The 17,108-nt window shown below is 44.1% G+C and carries 14 protein-coding genes and 1 pseudogene; 8 read left to right on the forward strand and 7 right to left on the reverse strand.

All coding sequences use genetic code 11. The features are described 5' to 3' along the window. The first annotated feature begins 126 nt into the window (after positions 1-126). A complete protein-coding gene (locus PUQ00_RS28075; RefSeq protein WP_300422751.1) occupies positions 127-1,110 on the forward strand; it encodes a dienelactone hydrolase in 984 nt (327 codons plus the stop codon). Between the two features lie 29 nt (positions 1,111-1,139). After that, complete coding sequence (locus tag PUQ00_RS28080) at positions 1,140-1,817, forward strand: SDR family oxidoreductase (RefSeq protein WP_300422752.1); 678 nt, start codon at positions 1,140-1,142, stop codon at positions 1,815-1,817. A gap of 1 nt (position 1,818) precedes the next feature. On the opposite strand, the gene PUQ00_RS28085 is transcribed toward PUQ00_RS28080, so the two are convergent. From PUQ00_RS28085 to PUQ00_RS28100, 4 genes are all read right to left on the reverse strand, one after another. Next, entirely contained in the window at positions 1,819-2,895 is a 1,077-nt protein-coding gene (locus PUQ00_RS28085; RefSeq protein ID WP_300422771.1) for an aromatic ring-hydroxylating dioxygenase subunit alpha, read from the reverse strand. Positions 2,896-3,221: 326 nt separating this feature from the next. Then, positions 3,222-3,659 carry a secondary thiamine-phosphate synthase enzyme YjbQ gene (locus tag PUQ00_RS28090; protein ID WP_300422755.1) on the reverse strand — a complete coding sequence of 146 codons (438 nt, stop codon included), beginning with the start codon at positions 3,657-3,659 and terminating at the stop codon, positions 3,222-3,224. Between the two features lie 559 nt (positions 3,660-4,218). Further along, the gene (locus PUQ00_RS28095) at positions 4,219-4,344 is read right to left on the reverse strand and encodes a hypothetical protein (RefSeq protein WP_300422757.1); all 126 of its coding nucleotides are present in this window, start codon (positions 4,342-4,344) and stop codon (positions 4,219-4,221) included. 93 nt (positions 4,345-4,437) lie between these two features. Continuing rightward, a complete protein-coding gene (locus tag PUQ00_RS28100; RefSeq protein ID WP_300422759.1) occupies positions 4,438-5,103 on the reverse strand; it encodes a glutathione S-transferase in 666 nt (221 codons plus the stop codon). A gap of 77 nt (positions 5,104-5,180) precedes the next feature. On the opposite strand from PUQ00_RS28100, the gene PUQ00_RS28105 reads away from it, so the two are divergent. The 6 genes and pseudogenes from PUQ00_RS28105 to PUQ00_RS28130 all read left to right on the forward strand — a co-directional run bounded on the left by PUQ00_RS28105 (position 5,181) and on the right by PUQ00_RS28130 (position 13,018). Then, entirely contained in the window at positions 5,181-6,620 is a 1,440-nt protein-coding gene (locus PUQ00_RS28105; protein ID WP_300422760.1) for a cobyrinate a,c-diamide synthase, read from the forward strand. A gap of 715 nt (positions 6,621-7,335) precedes the next feature. Then, entirely contained in the window at positions 7,336-7,734 is a 399-nt protein-coding gene (locus PUQ00_RS28110; protein ID WP_300422762.1) for a hypothetical protein, read from the forward strand. Positions 7,735-7,903: 169 nt separating this feature from the next. Next, a complete protein-coding gene (locus PUQ00_RS28115; RefSeq protein ID WP_366145976.1) occupies positions 7,904-8,212 on the forward strand; it encodes an AraC family transcriptional regulator in 309 nt (102 codons plus the stop codon). Between the two features lie 248 nt (positions 8,213-8,460). Continuing rightward, positions 8,461-8,754, forward strand: a complete 294-nt coding sequence (locus PUQ00_RS28120; protein ID WP_300422764.1) for a hypothetical protein — start codon at positions 8,461-8,463, stop codon at positions 8,752-8,754. A gap of 670 nt (positions 8,755-9,424) precedes the next feature. Beyond that, a pseudogene (locus PUQ00_RS28125) lies at positions 9,425-11,625 on the forward strand (peptidase domain-containing ABC transporter). A gap of 7 nt (positions 11,626-11,632) precedes the next feature. Then, complete coding sequence (locus tag PUQ00_RS28130) at positions 11,633-13,018, forward strand: HlyD family efflux transporter periplasmic adaptor subunit (protein WP_300422765.1); 1,386 nt, start codon at positions 11,633-11,635, stop codon at positions 13,016-13,018. 387 nt (positions 13,019-13,405) lie between these two features. Here the strand turns inward: PUQ00_RS28130 and PUQ00_RS28135 are convergent, their stop codons facing one another. The 3 genes from PUQ00_RS28135 to PUQ00_RS28145 form a co-directional block, all read right to left on the reverse strand. Beyond that, a complete protein-coding gene (locus PUQ00_RS28135) occupies positions 13,406-13,873 on the reverse strand; it encodes a cyclic nucleotide-binding domain-containing protein (RefSeq protein ID WP_300422767.1) in 468 nt (155 codons plus the stop codon). A gap of 340 nt (positions 13,874-14,213) precedes the next feature. After that, positions 14,214-15,347: a ferritin-like protein gene (locus tag PUQ00_RS28140; RefSeq protein WP_300422769.1), complete on the reverse strand. Its 1,134-nt coding sequence runs from the start codon at positions 15,345-15,347 to the stop codon at positions 14,214-14,216. A 33-nt stretch (positions 15,348-15,380) separates the two neighbouring features. After that, complete coding sequence (locus PUQ00_RS28145; protein WP_300422770.1) at positions 15,381-17,066, reverse strand: hypothetical protein; 1,686 nt, start codon at positions 17,064-17,066, stop codon at positions 15,381-15,383. Positions 17,067-17,108: the final 42 nt, after the last annotated feature.

Consider the following 17,108-nt stretch of genomic DNA (forward strand, 5'->3'; position numbering starts at 1 on the left):
GCGTCTCTACAAGGGTTCTAGATAACGCATATTTAATTTCACCAGATGTCTATTAGATTTTGCTTGTGAGAAACAGTTGTACACTGAGGGGAAGATTTTCTTGAAGTCATAGTAAGGAAAGTACAGATGACAGTTCGTGCTTTTTTTGAAGCTGCCAAAGTTGAGGGTGTCCAGTCACCTTACGATACCATTCACCTGAAAATTCTCTATCCAGCACAGATACCGGACAGTCAGCTAGAAAAAAGTATCCAAATTGAGCCAGCTAATCCACAAAAGGCGCCTTTTCCAGTAGTGATTTTCTTCAATGGTTATAACTGTGATGCCCAACAATACCAATGGTTAGCGGTTAAATTGGCTGAACGTGGATTGGTAGTGGTTCTGTTTAATTGGATTGCCAAAAATCTACCAGGCGTAATTAGCCTCACACCTGGAGTTAATTTTGAAAAGATGAAACCTACAATTTATCGTACTGCTCCCACAGCTTTGGCTTTGCCAGCACTCCTAGTTAAACTCAAACAGTTACAAAATCACGGAGTTTTAGCAGGAATGCTGGATTTACAACGGATCATTCTCGGTGGACACTCTGCGGGTGGTATGGTATCTATCCAAAATGCTGACCCTCGGTTTTTCCCTGAAGTTGCTGCATCTTTTACTTATGGCGCGAGTAGCAGAGGACTTTCAATGATGGGGTATGAACCAGGAACTATCTTGCCTTTACCAGATTCCCTACCACTGCTACTGATGGGAGGAACCCGTGATGGATTCATGGTTAACAGTAGCGAACCCTATGGTGTAAGTTCTGGGGATGCTACCACCCCAGTCATACGTACATTCCAAGAAGCAATAGCTGGGGGACGAAATGACAGCTATCTAGTAATCTTAGAGGGAGCAAATCACTTTTCGATAGTTGATCAGCCAGACTTCACTATAGTTAGACCGTATCTCGACTTAAAAGCTACTCAACCCCAAGAAAACTTGCGTTTGCTAATGAGTGAAATTATTGGTCTATTTATTGACACTCATGTTCGTCACCAAGCAGAAGCATCCCAGGAGCTTGAGCAATTATTAACTGTTGCCAATTCTCTGATAAAATCCTCTGAGCGTAAATAGTTCAGCTTATTAGGTAATCCAAAATCAATATGCCAAGTGCATCTTATATTTTTCTGGCTGGAGCAAGTCGCGGTGTTGGTCGAGAAATTGCCCAATATCTCAGAGCGCAACAGCTAAAGGTCAAAGCACTCTTGAGAACAGTAGCAGTTGCTGCTGAACTAGAAAGAATTGGTATTGAGGTAGTTCTGGGAAATGCCTTGAATGTTGAGGATGTAGAACGCGCAATCCTGACAGATGAACCTATTCACACTGTTATCAGTACAATTGGCGGTTTACCAACAGATGTAGAAAGGCCAGATTACCCTGGTAATAAAAATCTGATTGATGCAGCAGTTAAAGCTGGAGTGCAAAAGTTTATTCTTGTGTCTTCCATAGGTGCTGGCAATAGTGTTGTTGCTGCGTCACCTCAAGTTTTAGAGGTACTGGGAAAAGTTTTAGCTGAGAAAGACAAAGCTGAACAACACTTAATTGCCAGTGGACTCACCTATACAATCATCCGTCCTGGTGGACTAAAGTCAGAACCAGCAACCGGTAATGGCGTTTTGACTGAAGATCCGCAGATTATTGGTAGCATCAATCGTGCAGATGTCGCGCAGTTAGTTGGTCGCTGTTTAAATAGCGATTGCGCCAATAATAAAATTTTGTCAGCCGTAGACCGAAATATGCTGTTTAGACGCATTGAGTTTACAGAATTTAGTTTGGAGTAATTTAAGCACGCCAACGCAGTATTTGACCCTTGACAGGATTCACAAATTCTCGTCCTTCAGCCACAGACCGAGCATACTCCCGCTTTAACTGGTAATACCACTGCGCTTGCATATCTGAGTCTTTAATCAGGCGCAGCACAGGATTATATTGCAAACCAATCTGCTGCTTTTCCACAACTGTTCGGTCTTGACCAATGAAAGTCCGCGCCAGCACATGTAATAGTGGCTTGAAAAATCCTACCCAAGGAAGTGTCCAGTAAAGAGCAAAAGTTACCTCAGTTTCTGTGTCTGAAATCGGTGTAACTGCCGTTAAATTAACGACTCGATGGTTGCCAATGGTGGTTTCTTCTATTCTCACTCCAGGTAAACGAAAAGAAATCTCCGTTTCCGGCACACCACCGCCAATCAGCCAGTATAATCGACCCCCATTCGCTGGCAATCGGTGCCGTCGCATCGTGAAGCCGTAGGGCGAAGCGTCGAATTGCTTCACTTCCTCGCACAGTTGCTCATTTCGCCACCACCAGGCTTGATGAACATAGGGTGAATGGGCCGGGTCCATCAGACCTACCACTGCATGATCGACAAAACAGGGGAATCTCATCACCTCTACGAACTGGGGCGTTGGCGAAGCCCCCCGTAGGGATCGCTGATCAAACCCTGGAATTACTGGAATCTCTATCTCAGAAGCCGCAGGTTGAGAGTTATCCGGATCAGCCATATATATCCAGATATTTCCTTGAGCTTCCCGCACTTCATAGGACTGAACGTCAAAGCGGCTCAAATCCATTTGCTGCTCCTCTACAAGAGATGGAATCGCAGTGCAGCGTCCAGCCGGGTCAAAGCGCCACCCGTGGTAACAGCATTCCACTTCTTGCCCATTGAATCTACCACAACTTAAGGGCACTGCACGATGGGGACAAATGTCCCGCATAGCAGAGACTTTGCCATCCTGGCTGCGGACTAGCAGCACTGGTTCTCCCAAGAAAATGCGGCTGATCATCATACCTGGCTTGATTTGATCACTAGGCAAAGCATAGTACCAAGTATTACGTAATACAAAGTTATCGTTATTTTTCATCATTAATTGCGTTTGCCTTTGACACAACGAAAGCCCTAACTTTTCACCTCATGTGGAAAAGCTAACGTGAAACCTAACTCCCCAGCCCCCAACCTTTGTAGGGAATGGGGAGAATTTAAAGCCTCTCTCCTGCAAACAGAGAGGTTTTCCAGATCCCGTGAAAAGTCAGAAACAAAGTCCTGGTTTGTGGAAAGGAAGGTTATGCTTGAAAACATGCTTGCAAATTTGTAATTGCTGTAAGTAAATCAACTGATGCACTTTTTAGTTATGCTCGTAATTTTCTCAGATTTGGGTTGTTCTGGAAGGATTGCAGGTGTGAAGTTGGATTATTCGCCAGAAATTTGGACAAGTACCGTTCTTTTGCGCGGCCCATCCAACTCAAAAAACAACACAGATTGCCAGGTTCCCAAAGCTAATTTACCATCCAAAATGGGAATTATCTCGCTAGTAGTCAGCATCATTGCCATTAAGTGAGAGTGAGCATTAATCGGCTCATCTTCGGGGACATCTCTTAAATGCAAATCATTATGCAAATAGCTATCTGATTCTGGTGCTAATTTTTGCAAGAAGACTTTTATATCTTCTAATAATCTAACTTCATTTTCGTTGATACTTAATGCTGTTGTAGTGTGTCGAGAAAATACTAAAATTTGTCCATTTTGAATTGATGTTGAAGCCAAAAACTCTTTAATTTTTGGTGTTATATTATGAATATTAATTTTTGGCTCAGTTTCAATTTCAATTAGCTTATTAATAATTGGCATCTGTTCAATTTTACATTTGGGATTGCAGAGGAGGTATGCCAAAACAGTCTAACGCCCTCATAAATTTAATATAGGACTAATATTTAATTTTTGAAATATACGTCGGGAAGCGAGTGCATTGCGGAGGTTGCCGACGCTCGATAGCGACGCGCAGCGTCTCGTAGAGAGGAACGAGCGTCTTAACTCGCTAACGCTGCGCTACGCTATCCGTTGTCGCAACTGGTGAACCAGCGCTGCAAGAAGGTTTCCTTCTGTAGGCCACTGGTGAACCCGAAGGGCGTTGTGTTGACACCGAGAGTACGTTACCATTGCAAGCTTTTGATGCCGTACTCTCTACAAGACTACTTAGATTTTTTGCAGCGTCTCTAAAAGGATTTCAGGTAACGCATAATTATATAGCAATCCGATTTAATTTGTGAAAAAATCTAAGTATATGTAGGGTGTGTTATCGCGTAGCGTAACGCACCTGGAATCAGAGGTGGTGCGTTACGCCAAAGGCTAACGCACCCTACGTATATTTCAAAAATCAAATATCAGTCCTATAGGACTTACGCACGAGTTACGGAATAACGAACTGCTCCAGGCGCAGAGAAGCCAGTGCGTTGCGGTGAATCCAGCGCTGTAGGCGGGTTTCCCGCCGTAGGCGACTGGTGAACCCGAAGGGGGGTTCCCCCCGTTGTAGCAACTGGCGCGACACCGAGAAATTAGAGTTTCAGAGATATTTTGCGTAAGTCCTAAATTAATTTCTGAAGATGTCTTTTTTGTTGCTTTCCCTAAATTATTGAAAGGATAGGTCATATTTACCTCCACGCTCAAGGGCACGTTTGTAAGCAGGTCGCGCATGAATGCGCTCGACAAATTCTTGGAGCTTTGGTCGGCTCTCGACTTCTTCTTTTACCATAGCGATTAGTTCGACGGGAAAGCTCATTTGGATATCGGCGGCAGTAAATTCCTCACCCGTAAACCACGTACTTTTACGGAGTTCACCTTCTATGTAGTCAAAGTGAAGTTTGATCTGGGGCGCGATGAATCCGCTAACGACGCTGCTGTCGCCTGCCCCGAAATTGTTTAAGACCAGCTGCATCAACAACAGTGGCATTGCAGAGCCTTCGGCGTAATGCAGCCAATACGTGTAGCGCAGATGCTCCGGGGTACTGGATGCTGGAACTAGGCGACCATTACCGTAGTGATCAACCAGGTATTCGATGATGGCGCCCGACTCAGCGATCGTCAGGTTGGCATCTGTAATCACTGGTGACTTGCCGAGCGGATGGATTTGGCGCAGCGACTCTGGTGCCAGCATCGTCTTTGGATCGCGTTCATAGAATTTTATCTCGTATTCGATACCTAATTCTTCAAGCAGCCATAGCACACGCTGCGATCGCGAGTTGTTAAGATGATGAACAACGATCATAAAACGTTCCTCTTTTGCAGATGTTGTCAAACACCGAATAATTTTAACAGTCAAAATTTAACTAATACTCAAATAGTTGCTGCATAAAAATCTTATTTGTTTTATTTATGGCTTTAGTCATTGCTGGGGAACGTAGTGGAGTGGGGAAGACAACAGTCACCCTTGCCCTTTTAGCATCTTTACGTCGTCGCGATCGCCTGGTGCAATCTTTCAAGGTAGGCCCAGACTACATTGATCCGATGTTTCATCAACATGTAACTGGTCGTGCTTGTCGCAATTTAGACCCAGTACTGACTTCTGAAGCCTACGTTCAGCAATGTTTTGCCCTTCATAGCCAACTGAGTGAATATGCTCTAGTAGAAGGGGTAATGGGGTTATTTGATGGAGTGAAGGGGAGTAGGGAGTGGGGAGTGGGGGAAGAAGAATTAATAACCAATGCCCAATGCCCAATGCCCAATGCCCAATGCTCAACAGACTTTGCGAGTACGGCACACATTGCGCGGCTTTTAGATTTAGCTGTGGTATTGGTGATTGATTGCAGTCGTTTATCTGGTTCTGTAGCTGCGATCGCTCACGGGTACCAGTCTTTTGATCCCCGAATTAAAATCGCTGGGGTAGTATTAAATCGCGTGGGGAGCGATCGCCATCTCTCTCTCCTGAAAGATTCCCTAGAATCCTTACAATTACCAATTCTCGGCGTACTGCGGCGTCAAGATAACATCACAATTCCCGATCGCCACTTGGGTTTAGTACCCACATCAGAACTTCCCGAACTCAATGCTTTAATTAATCGCCTCGCCGATTTAGGAGATACTTGCTTCGATTGGCAACGCTTGTTACCTTTGTTAAAATCCGAACCTCTCCCTCATCCCCCACATCACCCTCATCTCCCCTCCCTGGTTAGAATTGCAGTAGCCCGCGATCGCGCTTTTAATTTTTACTACCAAGATAATCTCGATTTGCTGCAACAGCTTGGTGCAGAACTGGTTTTCTGGAGTCCCTTAGAAGATGCTGGCATACCAAAAGATGTGCAGGGAATGTATTTTGGGGGTGGTTTCCCAGAAGTTTTTGCCCAGCAACTAGCAGAAAATACCAGCGTTCGTGATGCAGTGAAAACGGCAATACTTAAAGGAATGCCGACAATTGCCGAATGCGGAGGATTGATGTATTTGTGTGAGCAAATTATCGATTTTGAGGGTAAATCTTGGCCAATGGCGGGAGTGCTACCGACATCAGCTGTGATGGGTGGGCGTTTAACTCTGGGCTATCGTCGTGCAGTAGCTTTGCAAGATAATCTCTTAGTTAAGGCAGGTATAACTGTTTACGGACATGAGTTTCATCGTTCTCATTTAACCTTAACTCCCACTCAGCCCCTATTTGAAACTTCTCGCTACGATTGTAAGGAAAATATGGGATGCGAGGGATGGGGTTTACCTGCTAATATTCATGCTTCTTATGTTCATCTGCATTGGGGAGAAAGTCGAGAAATTCCCCAGCAGTTTCTTAAAGAATGTCTGAAAGTAGTATCTTCAGGAACCTGGATTTAAGGTAGTACCAAGTAACCAGCTTCTCCTAGTACAGCATTTCATTAATTCGTAGCGACGCACCTTTGCCATTAGTTTTGTGAATAAATATTACAAGAACTAATGCCCTGTATAAAACACAGGCATAACTCTCCGAGTAATAGGTAGGAACTCAAAATAACAAGTTTTGCATCTAGTTTTCTGGCAACAGTTCTAGAGATTTGTGCCCAGACACAAGGAACAAGGAAGTTTAACAACACTAGAGGAGAAAATGATCGAAACGCTCAATTATCTTGATGATGAACTTCCTTAGATACGGCGTAAGAGTAGATAAGAGAGGTTATTTAAAGAAAATAGGCCAAAGTATTGCATTTTTCATAGTTATCCAATTTTCCCCTGATATAAAAATAGAGGCTTGACTTAGAAAGAGATTTTGAAAACTCGGTATCAATTTGGCTTTCTCGATGCAAATTAATAGGTATAAAACAGGAGTCAGAATACAGAATTCAGAATTCAGAATACTCTACCCATAAAGGGATAGAGTTTTAAGGCGAGAATATTTTAATTTTTTTCGCCCACCAGGGGCGAGGTTTTAACCAATATTCATCACCCACTCGTACAGAATTCATACTGAATTCTGACTCCTGAGTTCTGAATTCTTCTTATAAAAGCTTGTCAGCAGTTTGAGGATGGAAACTAATCTTTAAAACCTCATTCAGTAATTGCAAGGAGTGGAAGTATGGTTTCTAACAACGGTATTTTAGAACAAGGCAATTTTCAAGTCACACTGCCGCATATCTGGGATCATGATATAAGCGATGTCTACGACGAGTTTCCCTTACACCAGCAGAGTTTCTTGGCCTTACAGAGAACTAATAGGGCGTTAGAGTCAAAAGTACAACAGCTTTTGGCTGAATTAAGTACTGCTAAAAAGCAATTGTGCCGTGAGAAAGCTTCCGATCAGCAGACACAGATAGAACTACAAAAGTCCCTTTCTTTGCTTCAGACAACTTTAGATTCTACAGAAGAATTATTGGCAGCAATCGCTCCTCGACTGGAAAAACACGTTGCCTCAAAGCAGTCGGGTTTAGCTAAATATCAACAGACTTATCCGGAAATGAGAACTTTATTTGGCTGAAACCTAGCTCTGGAGAGGGTTTTAGAGGTTCCTGTTTTATATAAGCTAAAAAGCCAGCTATGTAAGGGTTTCAGCTATTTTGAGGTTTATTTGTGGATAAGTCTAACGAATATCAGCACCACATCGGCTTTTTCCTAATTGCCTGCAACTAAAGGAAGTTTTTGACTATATCGAAGCTAATTATGATCAATCGATTGGTTTAAGTGACGTAGCTGTTGCAGTTGGTTATTCCGCAGCTTATCTAACCAATCTAGTGCGACGCAAAACCGGAAAAACAGTAAATGATTGGATCTTTGAACGCCGGATGCTAGCTGCGCGTGCCTTCCTTCTGGAAACCAACCAGCCAGTTAATCAGATTGCTTGTGCAATAGGCTACCAATATGAAGGATATTTCTTTCGTCAATTTCGCCAGTTTCATGGTACTACACCTCAAGCTTGGCGTAATACTCAGCGTTCTAATGTTAGTGTCAATCACTAGCAACATAATTAATAGTTTTAACAACAAAATGTGCATTGTCACTCAAATTTTGATTTCATACACTACTAAATATAGGAATGCAGCTTGATTCTTGAAAGCATACTAAGATTAAAAGCTTTATCCAACAATGCTCATATCTTGGAAAGCTTCCACTAATCAAACTGGATTTCTATTAATACAAGGTTACTTTTTTAAAAGGTAACTTGTAAAACGCAGATGCAGAAAAATGCACACTCTATAAGGAGAAAATGATGGAAACGCTCAACTATCTTCATGATGAATCCCTAATTGTTGAATTGAAACCTGAAGAAGCAGAAACTATACAGGGAGGCGTCCAGCTCTCCCGGTACACGACTAAGGGTGTCTCTACTTACTTAAACATTCGTTCTGGACCGGGCACCAACTACAAAGTTGTTGGTCGCTGGTATCCCGGTCAAATAAACTACTTACAGGTACCAGCTATTGTGAAGAATGGATTTCGTAAATTCGCTTTTGATGTGAATCAGTGGGTATCGACGAAGTACATTAAATTTGTTGGGTAATAAGCTCAAAAATTCTTGAAACCTTCTTGTGGTAAGCTTTTTAGTAATTTATGACTAAAATTGTTGAAACCCAGACTACCTAAGCCTTTCAGCGATTTTAGTCACTATTTCCACATCAAAATCAATCTGGAATGAAGGAAAGTGGCAATAGTTTTAGAGATTTGTGTCTCGATACAAACAACAAGAAACTCTAATAACAGAGAAGGAGAAAAAAATGGAAACGCTCAACTATCTTCATGATGAAGATCTAATTGTTGAATTGAAATCTGAAGAAGCAGAAACTATGAAGGGAGGTGTATTTTATCCGTATACGACTCAGGGTGTCACAGTCGGTTAAGAATTCGTTCTGGGCCGAGTACTAACTACCGCATTGTTGGTTACTGGTATCCCGGTCAGGTCAAGTACTTGGAGTCCCCAGCTATCCTGAAGAACGGATTCCGTAAATTAGCCTTGTCGCTGAATCAATGGGTATCGACGCAGTTCATCAAGCGGCTACCAGGCCCAGGTGTTGATGTTGAATAGGCACACATTCAAAAATCCCAGTTAAAAGCTGAACAGTAGCTCAAATTAGAGCAAACAATACACATGACACCTGTAGGGGCATAGAACGATCGCTCCTACATGGGATTTTTTATGCTCAAAAACAAAATAATATAGGTCTTTAAGAAAAATGCGCTACTAAAGTGTACTTCAACACAGCGAAGAAGACTGTGGTGCTGCTTGTCTAGCGACTATTGCCAAACACTACGGACGCACCTTTGCCATTAGTCGAATGCGGGAAGCAGTTGGTACAGGATCACGGGGAACCAGCTTGCTGGGTTTGAGGCGGGGTGCAGAAACTCTAGGATTTAATACGCGTCAAGTTAAAGCCTCAGAGCAACTGCTTGACCAATTGCATAAAGCCCCTCTACCCGCCATCATTCACTGGAAAGGCTACCACTGGGTAGTTCTGTACGGGCAAAAAGGGAAAAAATATGTAATTGCTGACCCTGGTGTAGGTATCCGCTATCTCACCCGCGAGGAGTTGCTCGAAGGGTGGGGCAATGGCATCATGCTACTGCTAACGCCAGACGACAGCCGCTTTTATCAGCAATCAGATGATAAAATTGGCGGCTTTGGGCGTTATCTGATGCGGGTTTTGCCCTATCGCGCTATTCTCATCCAAGCGATCGCAATCAACATCGTCATCGGATTGCTCTCCCTTGTCTCTCCTTTAATGATGCAATTGCTTACTGATGACGTACTCGTGCGGGGAGATACCCAACTGCTAACCGTGGTGGCAATTGGAGCGATCACGATGAATCTATTTAGCAGTGCGATCGGTTTGGTACAATCTCACCTAATTGGTCACTTTGGTCAAAGGTTACAATTAGGGCTGATTCTAGAATACGGGCGGCAACTATTGCGCTTGCCCCTCTCATATTTTGAAGGACGGCGCAGTGGCGAAGTAGTCAGTCGGATTGCCGATGTCAATCACATTAATGAGCTAGTTTCTCAAATTGTCCTCGGTTTACCCAGCCATTTTTTTATCGCCTTGGTTTCCTTGGGCTTCATGCTCTTTTACAGTTGGGGGCTGACTTTGGCTTCCCTGGCTGCTTTTATTCTTGTCACCCTCGTTAACCTGCTTTTTCTTCCAGCCTTGCGCCAGAAAACCCGCAGCGCGATCGTCTTAGGTACAGAAAACCAAGGCTTTCTTGTTGAAACTTTTCGCGGTGTGCAGGTGCTAAAGACTACCCAAGCCACTCCCCAAGCTTGGCAAGAGTATCAGACTAATTATGGTCGGCTTGCTAACTTGGGCTTTACAGTAGCACAATCACTAATATTTTTTCTACTTGCACGAATATTGCCTTACTGTGGTTAGGGTCATACTTGGTGATTAATCAGACTTTGAGCATCGGTCAGTTGCTGGCCTTTAGTGGGATGAGTGGCAACTTTCTCGGCTTTTTGGGTTCAGTCATCGGCTTAGTTGATGAATTTATCACTGCCCAGATTGTTATCCAACGCTTGACGGAGGTGATTGATGCTACCCCAGAAGATGAAAAGGACGAGAAAAAGCCTTGGGCAGAACTTAAGGGCAATGCAGATATTACTTGCACCAACCTTAATTTCCACCATGCAGGTAGGGTTGACTTGCTGCAAGATTTTTCCCTAACTATCCCTGGCGATCAAGTCATTGCCTTGATTGGGAAATCCGGCTGTGGAAAAAGTACTCTCGCCAAACTACTTGCAGGTTTGTATTTCCTCCAGTCTGGCAATATTCGCTATGGCATCTATAATCAGCAAGACCTCTCGATGGAATGCTTACGACAACAGGTAGTTTTAGTTCCTCAAGAACCGCATTTCTGGAGCCGATCAATTATTGAAAACTTCCGTTTCAGCTATCCCCAAATTGCCTTTGAACAAATTGTACAGGCTTGCTCTATTGCTGGTGCAGATGAGTTTATTAGTAAACTGCCCGATAAATATCAAACTGTTTTAGGTGAATTTGGCGCGAATCTTTCTGGTGGACAACGACAGAGATTAGCGATCGCTAGAGCTATAGTTACTGACCCGCCAATATTAATTTTAGATGAATCCACTGGCGCTCTCGACCCAGTAAGTGAAGCCGAAGTGCTAGATAGACTGCTGTACCATCGGCAGGGCAAAACCACAATTATGATTAGCCATCGCCCGAAAGTCATTGGGCGGGCTGATTGGATTGTACTACTGCAAGAAGGGCGTTTGAAAATCCAAGGCACTCCAGAGGCTCTGCGCCATCAACCTGGCGAACACTTAGACTTCTTAGACAGCGTTGACTCATTTACAAATGGTTTAGTACCCAAAACCTCTAATTTTCACCTGAACGGCAAATTAAAGCCAATCACCAAATAATACCGTCATGCTTACCCATCCCAACTCAGACTACCTGCCCCCAATTCAAGACAACGAGTTTCTGCCGCCACTTGGTCGTTGGACTACTCTGGGCGGACTAGTGCTTGTCTGTACTCTGGGGCTAGCTGTTCCACTTGCCTCTATTACCAAATATAAAGTGACAGTTAAAGGACAGGCTATCGTTCGTCCTGCTGGTGAATTGCGGCTCGTTCAAGCTGCGACCGAGGGTCAGGTGATGCGCGTCTTTGTTGCAGAAAATCAAGTTGTCAAAAAAGGGGATGTCATTGCTACTATTGACAACTCGAAGTTGCAAACCAAAAAGAGCCAACTGCAAAGTAACATTGGGCAAAGTCGTTTACAAATTATTCAAATCAACGCACAAATTAATGCGATTAATAACCAGGTTGTAGCTGAAACTGAGCGCATCAACCGTGTGATCGCTGGCGCTGAAGCTGAATTAAGCGGTCGCAGCCGGGACTTTCAAGACAAGCAAATTACCACCGCTACTGATGTTGAAGAAGCTTCTGCAAATGTAAATGCAGCGATCGCCAGTTTAAAAGCAGCTCAGTCAAAGCGGAATCGATACGAGGGTGTAGCCAAAGCAGGAGCCTTGTCTCAAGATCAATTTGAGGAAGCAGAATTAGCTGTTCGCCAGCAAGAACAAGCTCTTCAGGCGGCTAAAGCTAAATTGCAACACTTTCAAGCTGCCCTTAATCCGAGTAATGCAGAAGTTGCGATCGCTTCTCAACGCATTGCCCAAGAAAAAGCTACGGGTCAAGCCAGCATTGCGACATTAGATAAAGAACGCCTTGCCTTGATCCAGCAACGAATTGAAATCCAAAAACAGCTAGAGCGTGACACCCGTGAACTCGAACAAGTAAATATCGACCTCAGCCAGACCGTCATTACTGCCACAGCAGACGGGATCATTTCTAAGTTAAACCTGCGAAACTCCGGTCAAACTGTGCCTGCTGGAGAGGAAATTGCCCAAATTGTCCCCAGTAACGCTCCTTTGGAGGTTAAGGCAGGGGTGGCACTTCCGGATCAAAATAAGTTGAAACAAGGTCAAACGGTACAAATGCGGGTTTCCGCCTGTCCTTATCCAGACTACGGAACTCTCAAAGGCAAGGTTAAGACAATTTCCCCAGATGCGATAGTACCTCAAGCTAATGGTGCTACTGCGACTGGTTCCACAACACCCACCAGCCAAAAGATGGCAGGCGTTGGTAGCTTCTATGGGGTAACAATTGAGCCAGAAAGCCTTGCTCTAGGTACGGACAAACATCAGTGTGCGCTCCAATTGGGGATGGAGGCTACAGTCGATATTATTTCTAGAGAAGAGACTATGCTGCAATTCTTTCTGAGGAAGGCAAGGTTGATCGCAGACTTTTGACACTCCCCGAATTTTTAATTTGGGGATTCTTGGTTCTCTGACTCGCCGTTAGGCAGCAGGCTTGCGCCAACCGCCTCTCTCAAACTCTTATTCCTCAGTGTCGCGCCAGTTGCTACAAACTCCTCCACCCCCCTTCGGGTTCACCAGTCGCCTACGGCGGGAAACCCGCCTACAGCGCTGGATTCACCGCAACGCACTGGCTTCTCTGCGTCCTCTGTGGTTTGATTTTCCGTTGCTTATGCGTAAGTCCTGTTGAAAAAAAGTGAGATAAGGTGACTGCGATCGCATTGTCGTAACTACCTACGGTTCATTCCAGGGCAAACGCATGTAATTTATCAAGTGTGCTTAATAGGTTTTAGAACCTACACAAGAATTAAACCGCTATTCTCACTCTCTGCTAAAAACCCCCGGATTTGTCCGTGGGGGATTGGTTACATTCATATCGTCATTTAACCTGCGAATCAGACGGGATAACTCGCGAATGATATTCACCGCAATTTCGGGAGTTTCTTCGATCGCATCATACAGTTGCTCTTGCGTCAGTTCTAAAAATTCACAAGGTTCTAGAGTCGTTGCGGTGGCGGAACGAGGTTGAGTATCAAATACTGCCATCTCCCCGAAGTATTTTCCCTGTTCCACCTCTGCAAGTTGTTTATTCCCAATGTGGACTTTAACTCGACCTGACACGACAATATAGAGCGATCGCCCTTCTTCTCCTTGTCGAAAGATGGTGTAATTAGCTGGAAATGACAATTCGTTCATTACTGAAGTCAGCCGCACAATAAAATCATCCCGCAATTCCTTAAAAATTGGGACTCGCCGGACAAATAATAAACGGTCAACACTGGTTAGCATAATTACACGTTAAACATCAAACATTACTGTAAATTTTCAAACTGAAGTCAGAGCGCGATTAGTAATATTAACCGATGTTGAACGCTAGCCGTCAAGAATATCTCAAAATTTACCGACAGAAAACCACTTAGCATCTCTTCAATAGGAGCAGGGCAAACGCATCTAAATTACTCTTGATCACAACCAAGGTTAAGAACCAACGACTTTAGCGGCATTTCTCCTTTGGTTTAGTTTCCAAGACTCAAAGCGATGTCTGTATAGCCTTAACTTAACAGTATTGGGCTATATCTACGCCTTCTTGGTGTGGGAATTTGGCAACTCGACTGGAGCAAGTTGCTTTTTATGCCCTTAATAATTGGTATTCAAATGAAGGTGCGACAAGCTTCCCAGCATTAGGGCCTTCTTTGATTTCCACCTCTGCCATCTCCTGAGCTTGCAACTTTAGTTCAAACATCACTCCCATTGTTGTATTTAAGTAATCTGAGTAACCATTGAAGGTCTTATGCAAGCCGTTTAATAGGCTGGTGTAAGAGTAGTTGAACTGATCGATTAAGCGTCGTGCCCGACTGCCTTCGGGATACATTTCGGTTTTAGAGTTTTCTACAAGTGGATAAATCTTTTCAGAGTCTAGATTGATTGGTTGATTCAGATTGTAGACAAATGTACCTGGCTTTTCTGGGTCTGGTACTAGGCGACCTCCTTTGACAATTTGAGCAAAGCGATAGTAATGAGCAGGCTGATTTTCTGGGTCGAAGGGGCTAAACTTCTTCGTGAATTGGTTTCCACCTTTGCCGTTAAGAGAGCATACCTTTGTGCTCCACTCCGTCGTCGTTCCTTCGCCCTGGACAATAATCAGGTGCAAGGCTGAGATAGCCCTTTGCAAGTCTGTGATCTCAAATAGTTCCGTTTTTGGAAACCATTGTTCATTGAAAACCTGATTGCGAGGTTGAATGGTTAACTTTCCGTGATTATATAACTCTGTGATTTTGTTAATGATTGCTTCGTAGAACTCTCCGATCGTCTTATACTCCTCCTCTAGTATTGTTCTCAGTGCGGGAGCAACGGGCTTGGCTGGGTAATCTTCAGGATCTATGGAGGTTTCTATTTGCATAAAGGTGTTGGTGATTAGAGCCATCGAGAGAGGCGCAAGTCCCACGATTAGATCCGGCCGCACCATTGGTAAAGGTCCAGGGTAGGTAGGAATAAATTCAGGTTTGTTGACTTGAGGGCTGCCACCGATCGCATTTAAAACATTAGCCGCAATCACCATGTGCAGCATTTCTTCCCGCACCACCGAGAAAATGATTTCGTTAACTGTCTGATTTGAGTTAGGTTGGATGGAATAGAGCGCTGTCAGGTAAAGCGGAATGGTTGAGTGTTCTAGCTCGATCGCTGCTTGGAGATGTTTGTAAATATCTGAAGCTTGTTTGGCATTTTGGATCTCTTGAATAATCCGAATGGGAATTTTTAGCATACACTTCTCCTTTTGGTACAGAGCGCTTTTATGTTATGAGTCGAATTGATTGCGCTGCAAGGCGATCTTTAAATTTTGGTAACCATGTGCCATAGTGTAGTCGTCTTCTGCTTCAAGCTCTTGAGCAAATGATCTAACCGATGTTTCCTGAATTTCCTGTGGCGCTCCCACTGGCAACGGTTTGAGTTGTCCAAGCCGTAGGACATAGCTACCATGCGCGTCTTGCTCCTGCAACCATCGCAGAATCGTAGCTCGCTTTGCTTTAGAAAGGTCACGGGTCACTGGCATAGAATTGGGATCGTGAATATCTAACGAGAAAGCTAATTCTAAAATGGCACGATTCTCCCGCACTGAATCGTAATCCCCCAGGTCAACCAAACGCTTACTCATAATCGGATAGAGGTTGCCATACTGTTGAAAAATTGGCTGAATATGTTCGAGCCAGGTAGGGCGTTCGGGAATTGGATAGCCATCAAAGAGTAAAACGTAGATGGCATCAAGGGATTGTCTTTGACTGTCTGCTTGCTCTTTCAGAGAGTATAGCAGCGTATAAATTTGCCCATCAACGTAACCACGGGGATTACCAGGGTCTATTGTTTCAATTGACAACTTGGCTTTACCCGCAGCATCTGTTGTCAGCTTCAGCGGTAAGTTTTTTAGTGCAGTTGTGGGCCAGTCTGTCCAAGGGCTTTTAGCTTTGGGAGCTGTGGGGCCGGTGTCCCCACCTCCTGTAGGATTATCGGGACAACTAAAAGCGATACTCACTGACGTCTTGGGAAGGGGTTTGCCATAGCTACTGATAAAAAGTTCGATCTCAGCGGTTTCTGTTGCCTCAACTCGTTGCACAAACTTATCGGCGCGAACTAATAACCCGTTAATACTCTCTCGAAGCAAGACTTTCCCTTTGTTGCTATCAAGCATCTGAATCAATGCTAAAGGGTGTTCACGTATTAGATCGAGTTGATCAAGAAGCAAAGATGTCGTCCAAATTCCAGCCGTTGTGTACAACCAGTTGGAGGTTCGATAAGGAATTAGGATGCCTAATGGAACAAACCCATCCCCTATAGCTAGGGTTTCAGACTCCTGTGTATTTACATCTTTAAGAACTGCCAACTGAAGGTTACCAAGGTCTTGCAATCCTAATTCTGAAGTCAAAGGGAGGGCATTACCCAAATCAACCAAGACCAAGCTTTTTTGTTCATCAACCAAGCCATCAAAGAAATTGATTTTGTTTAGGGGAGATCCGTTTGAATCAAGATTCGGTACCATCCGTCGCCCTTTAACAAACGACCGTGGCTCATTTTCGTCGTAAGGACCAATCGCCCCAATCACTGTACCAAGGGTGAACCGTTCCGCATTCTTGTCCGTACTATAGCCAAAGGTGGTAAGGCGGATTGACAGTTTCCCATTTCTTTCTGATGCAGCCTTTAGTGCCTCTAAACAGGGAGACCCCGATAAATCATTGCCCCAGTGCAGGTCTGTCAACACCGATTGAAAAGCAGCAGAGGCTCCCGCAGATCCTCCAGGCGGTTTCTTACGGCGACCAAACATGATGTCCCGGAAAGATGCTGGCTCGAAGTCCCCGACTAGAAAATCCTGCTGACCGTCTGTTAACCGGATGGTTAGTCCCCAAATTCCAGAGACCATTTGCATTTGTGGGTCAAGATCTACCATCTTACCTCCCACTCGGTTGTTAGAACCATCAATAGACTTATCCACAAATAAACCTCAAAATAGCTGAAACCCTTACATAGCTGGCTT

Source organism: Nostoc sp. S13 (genome assembly GCF_029379315.1).
Classification (GTDB): domain Bacteria; phylum Cyanobacteriota; class Cyanobacteriia; order Cyanobacteriales; family Nostocaceae; genus Nostoc.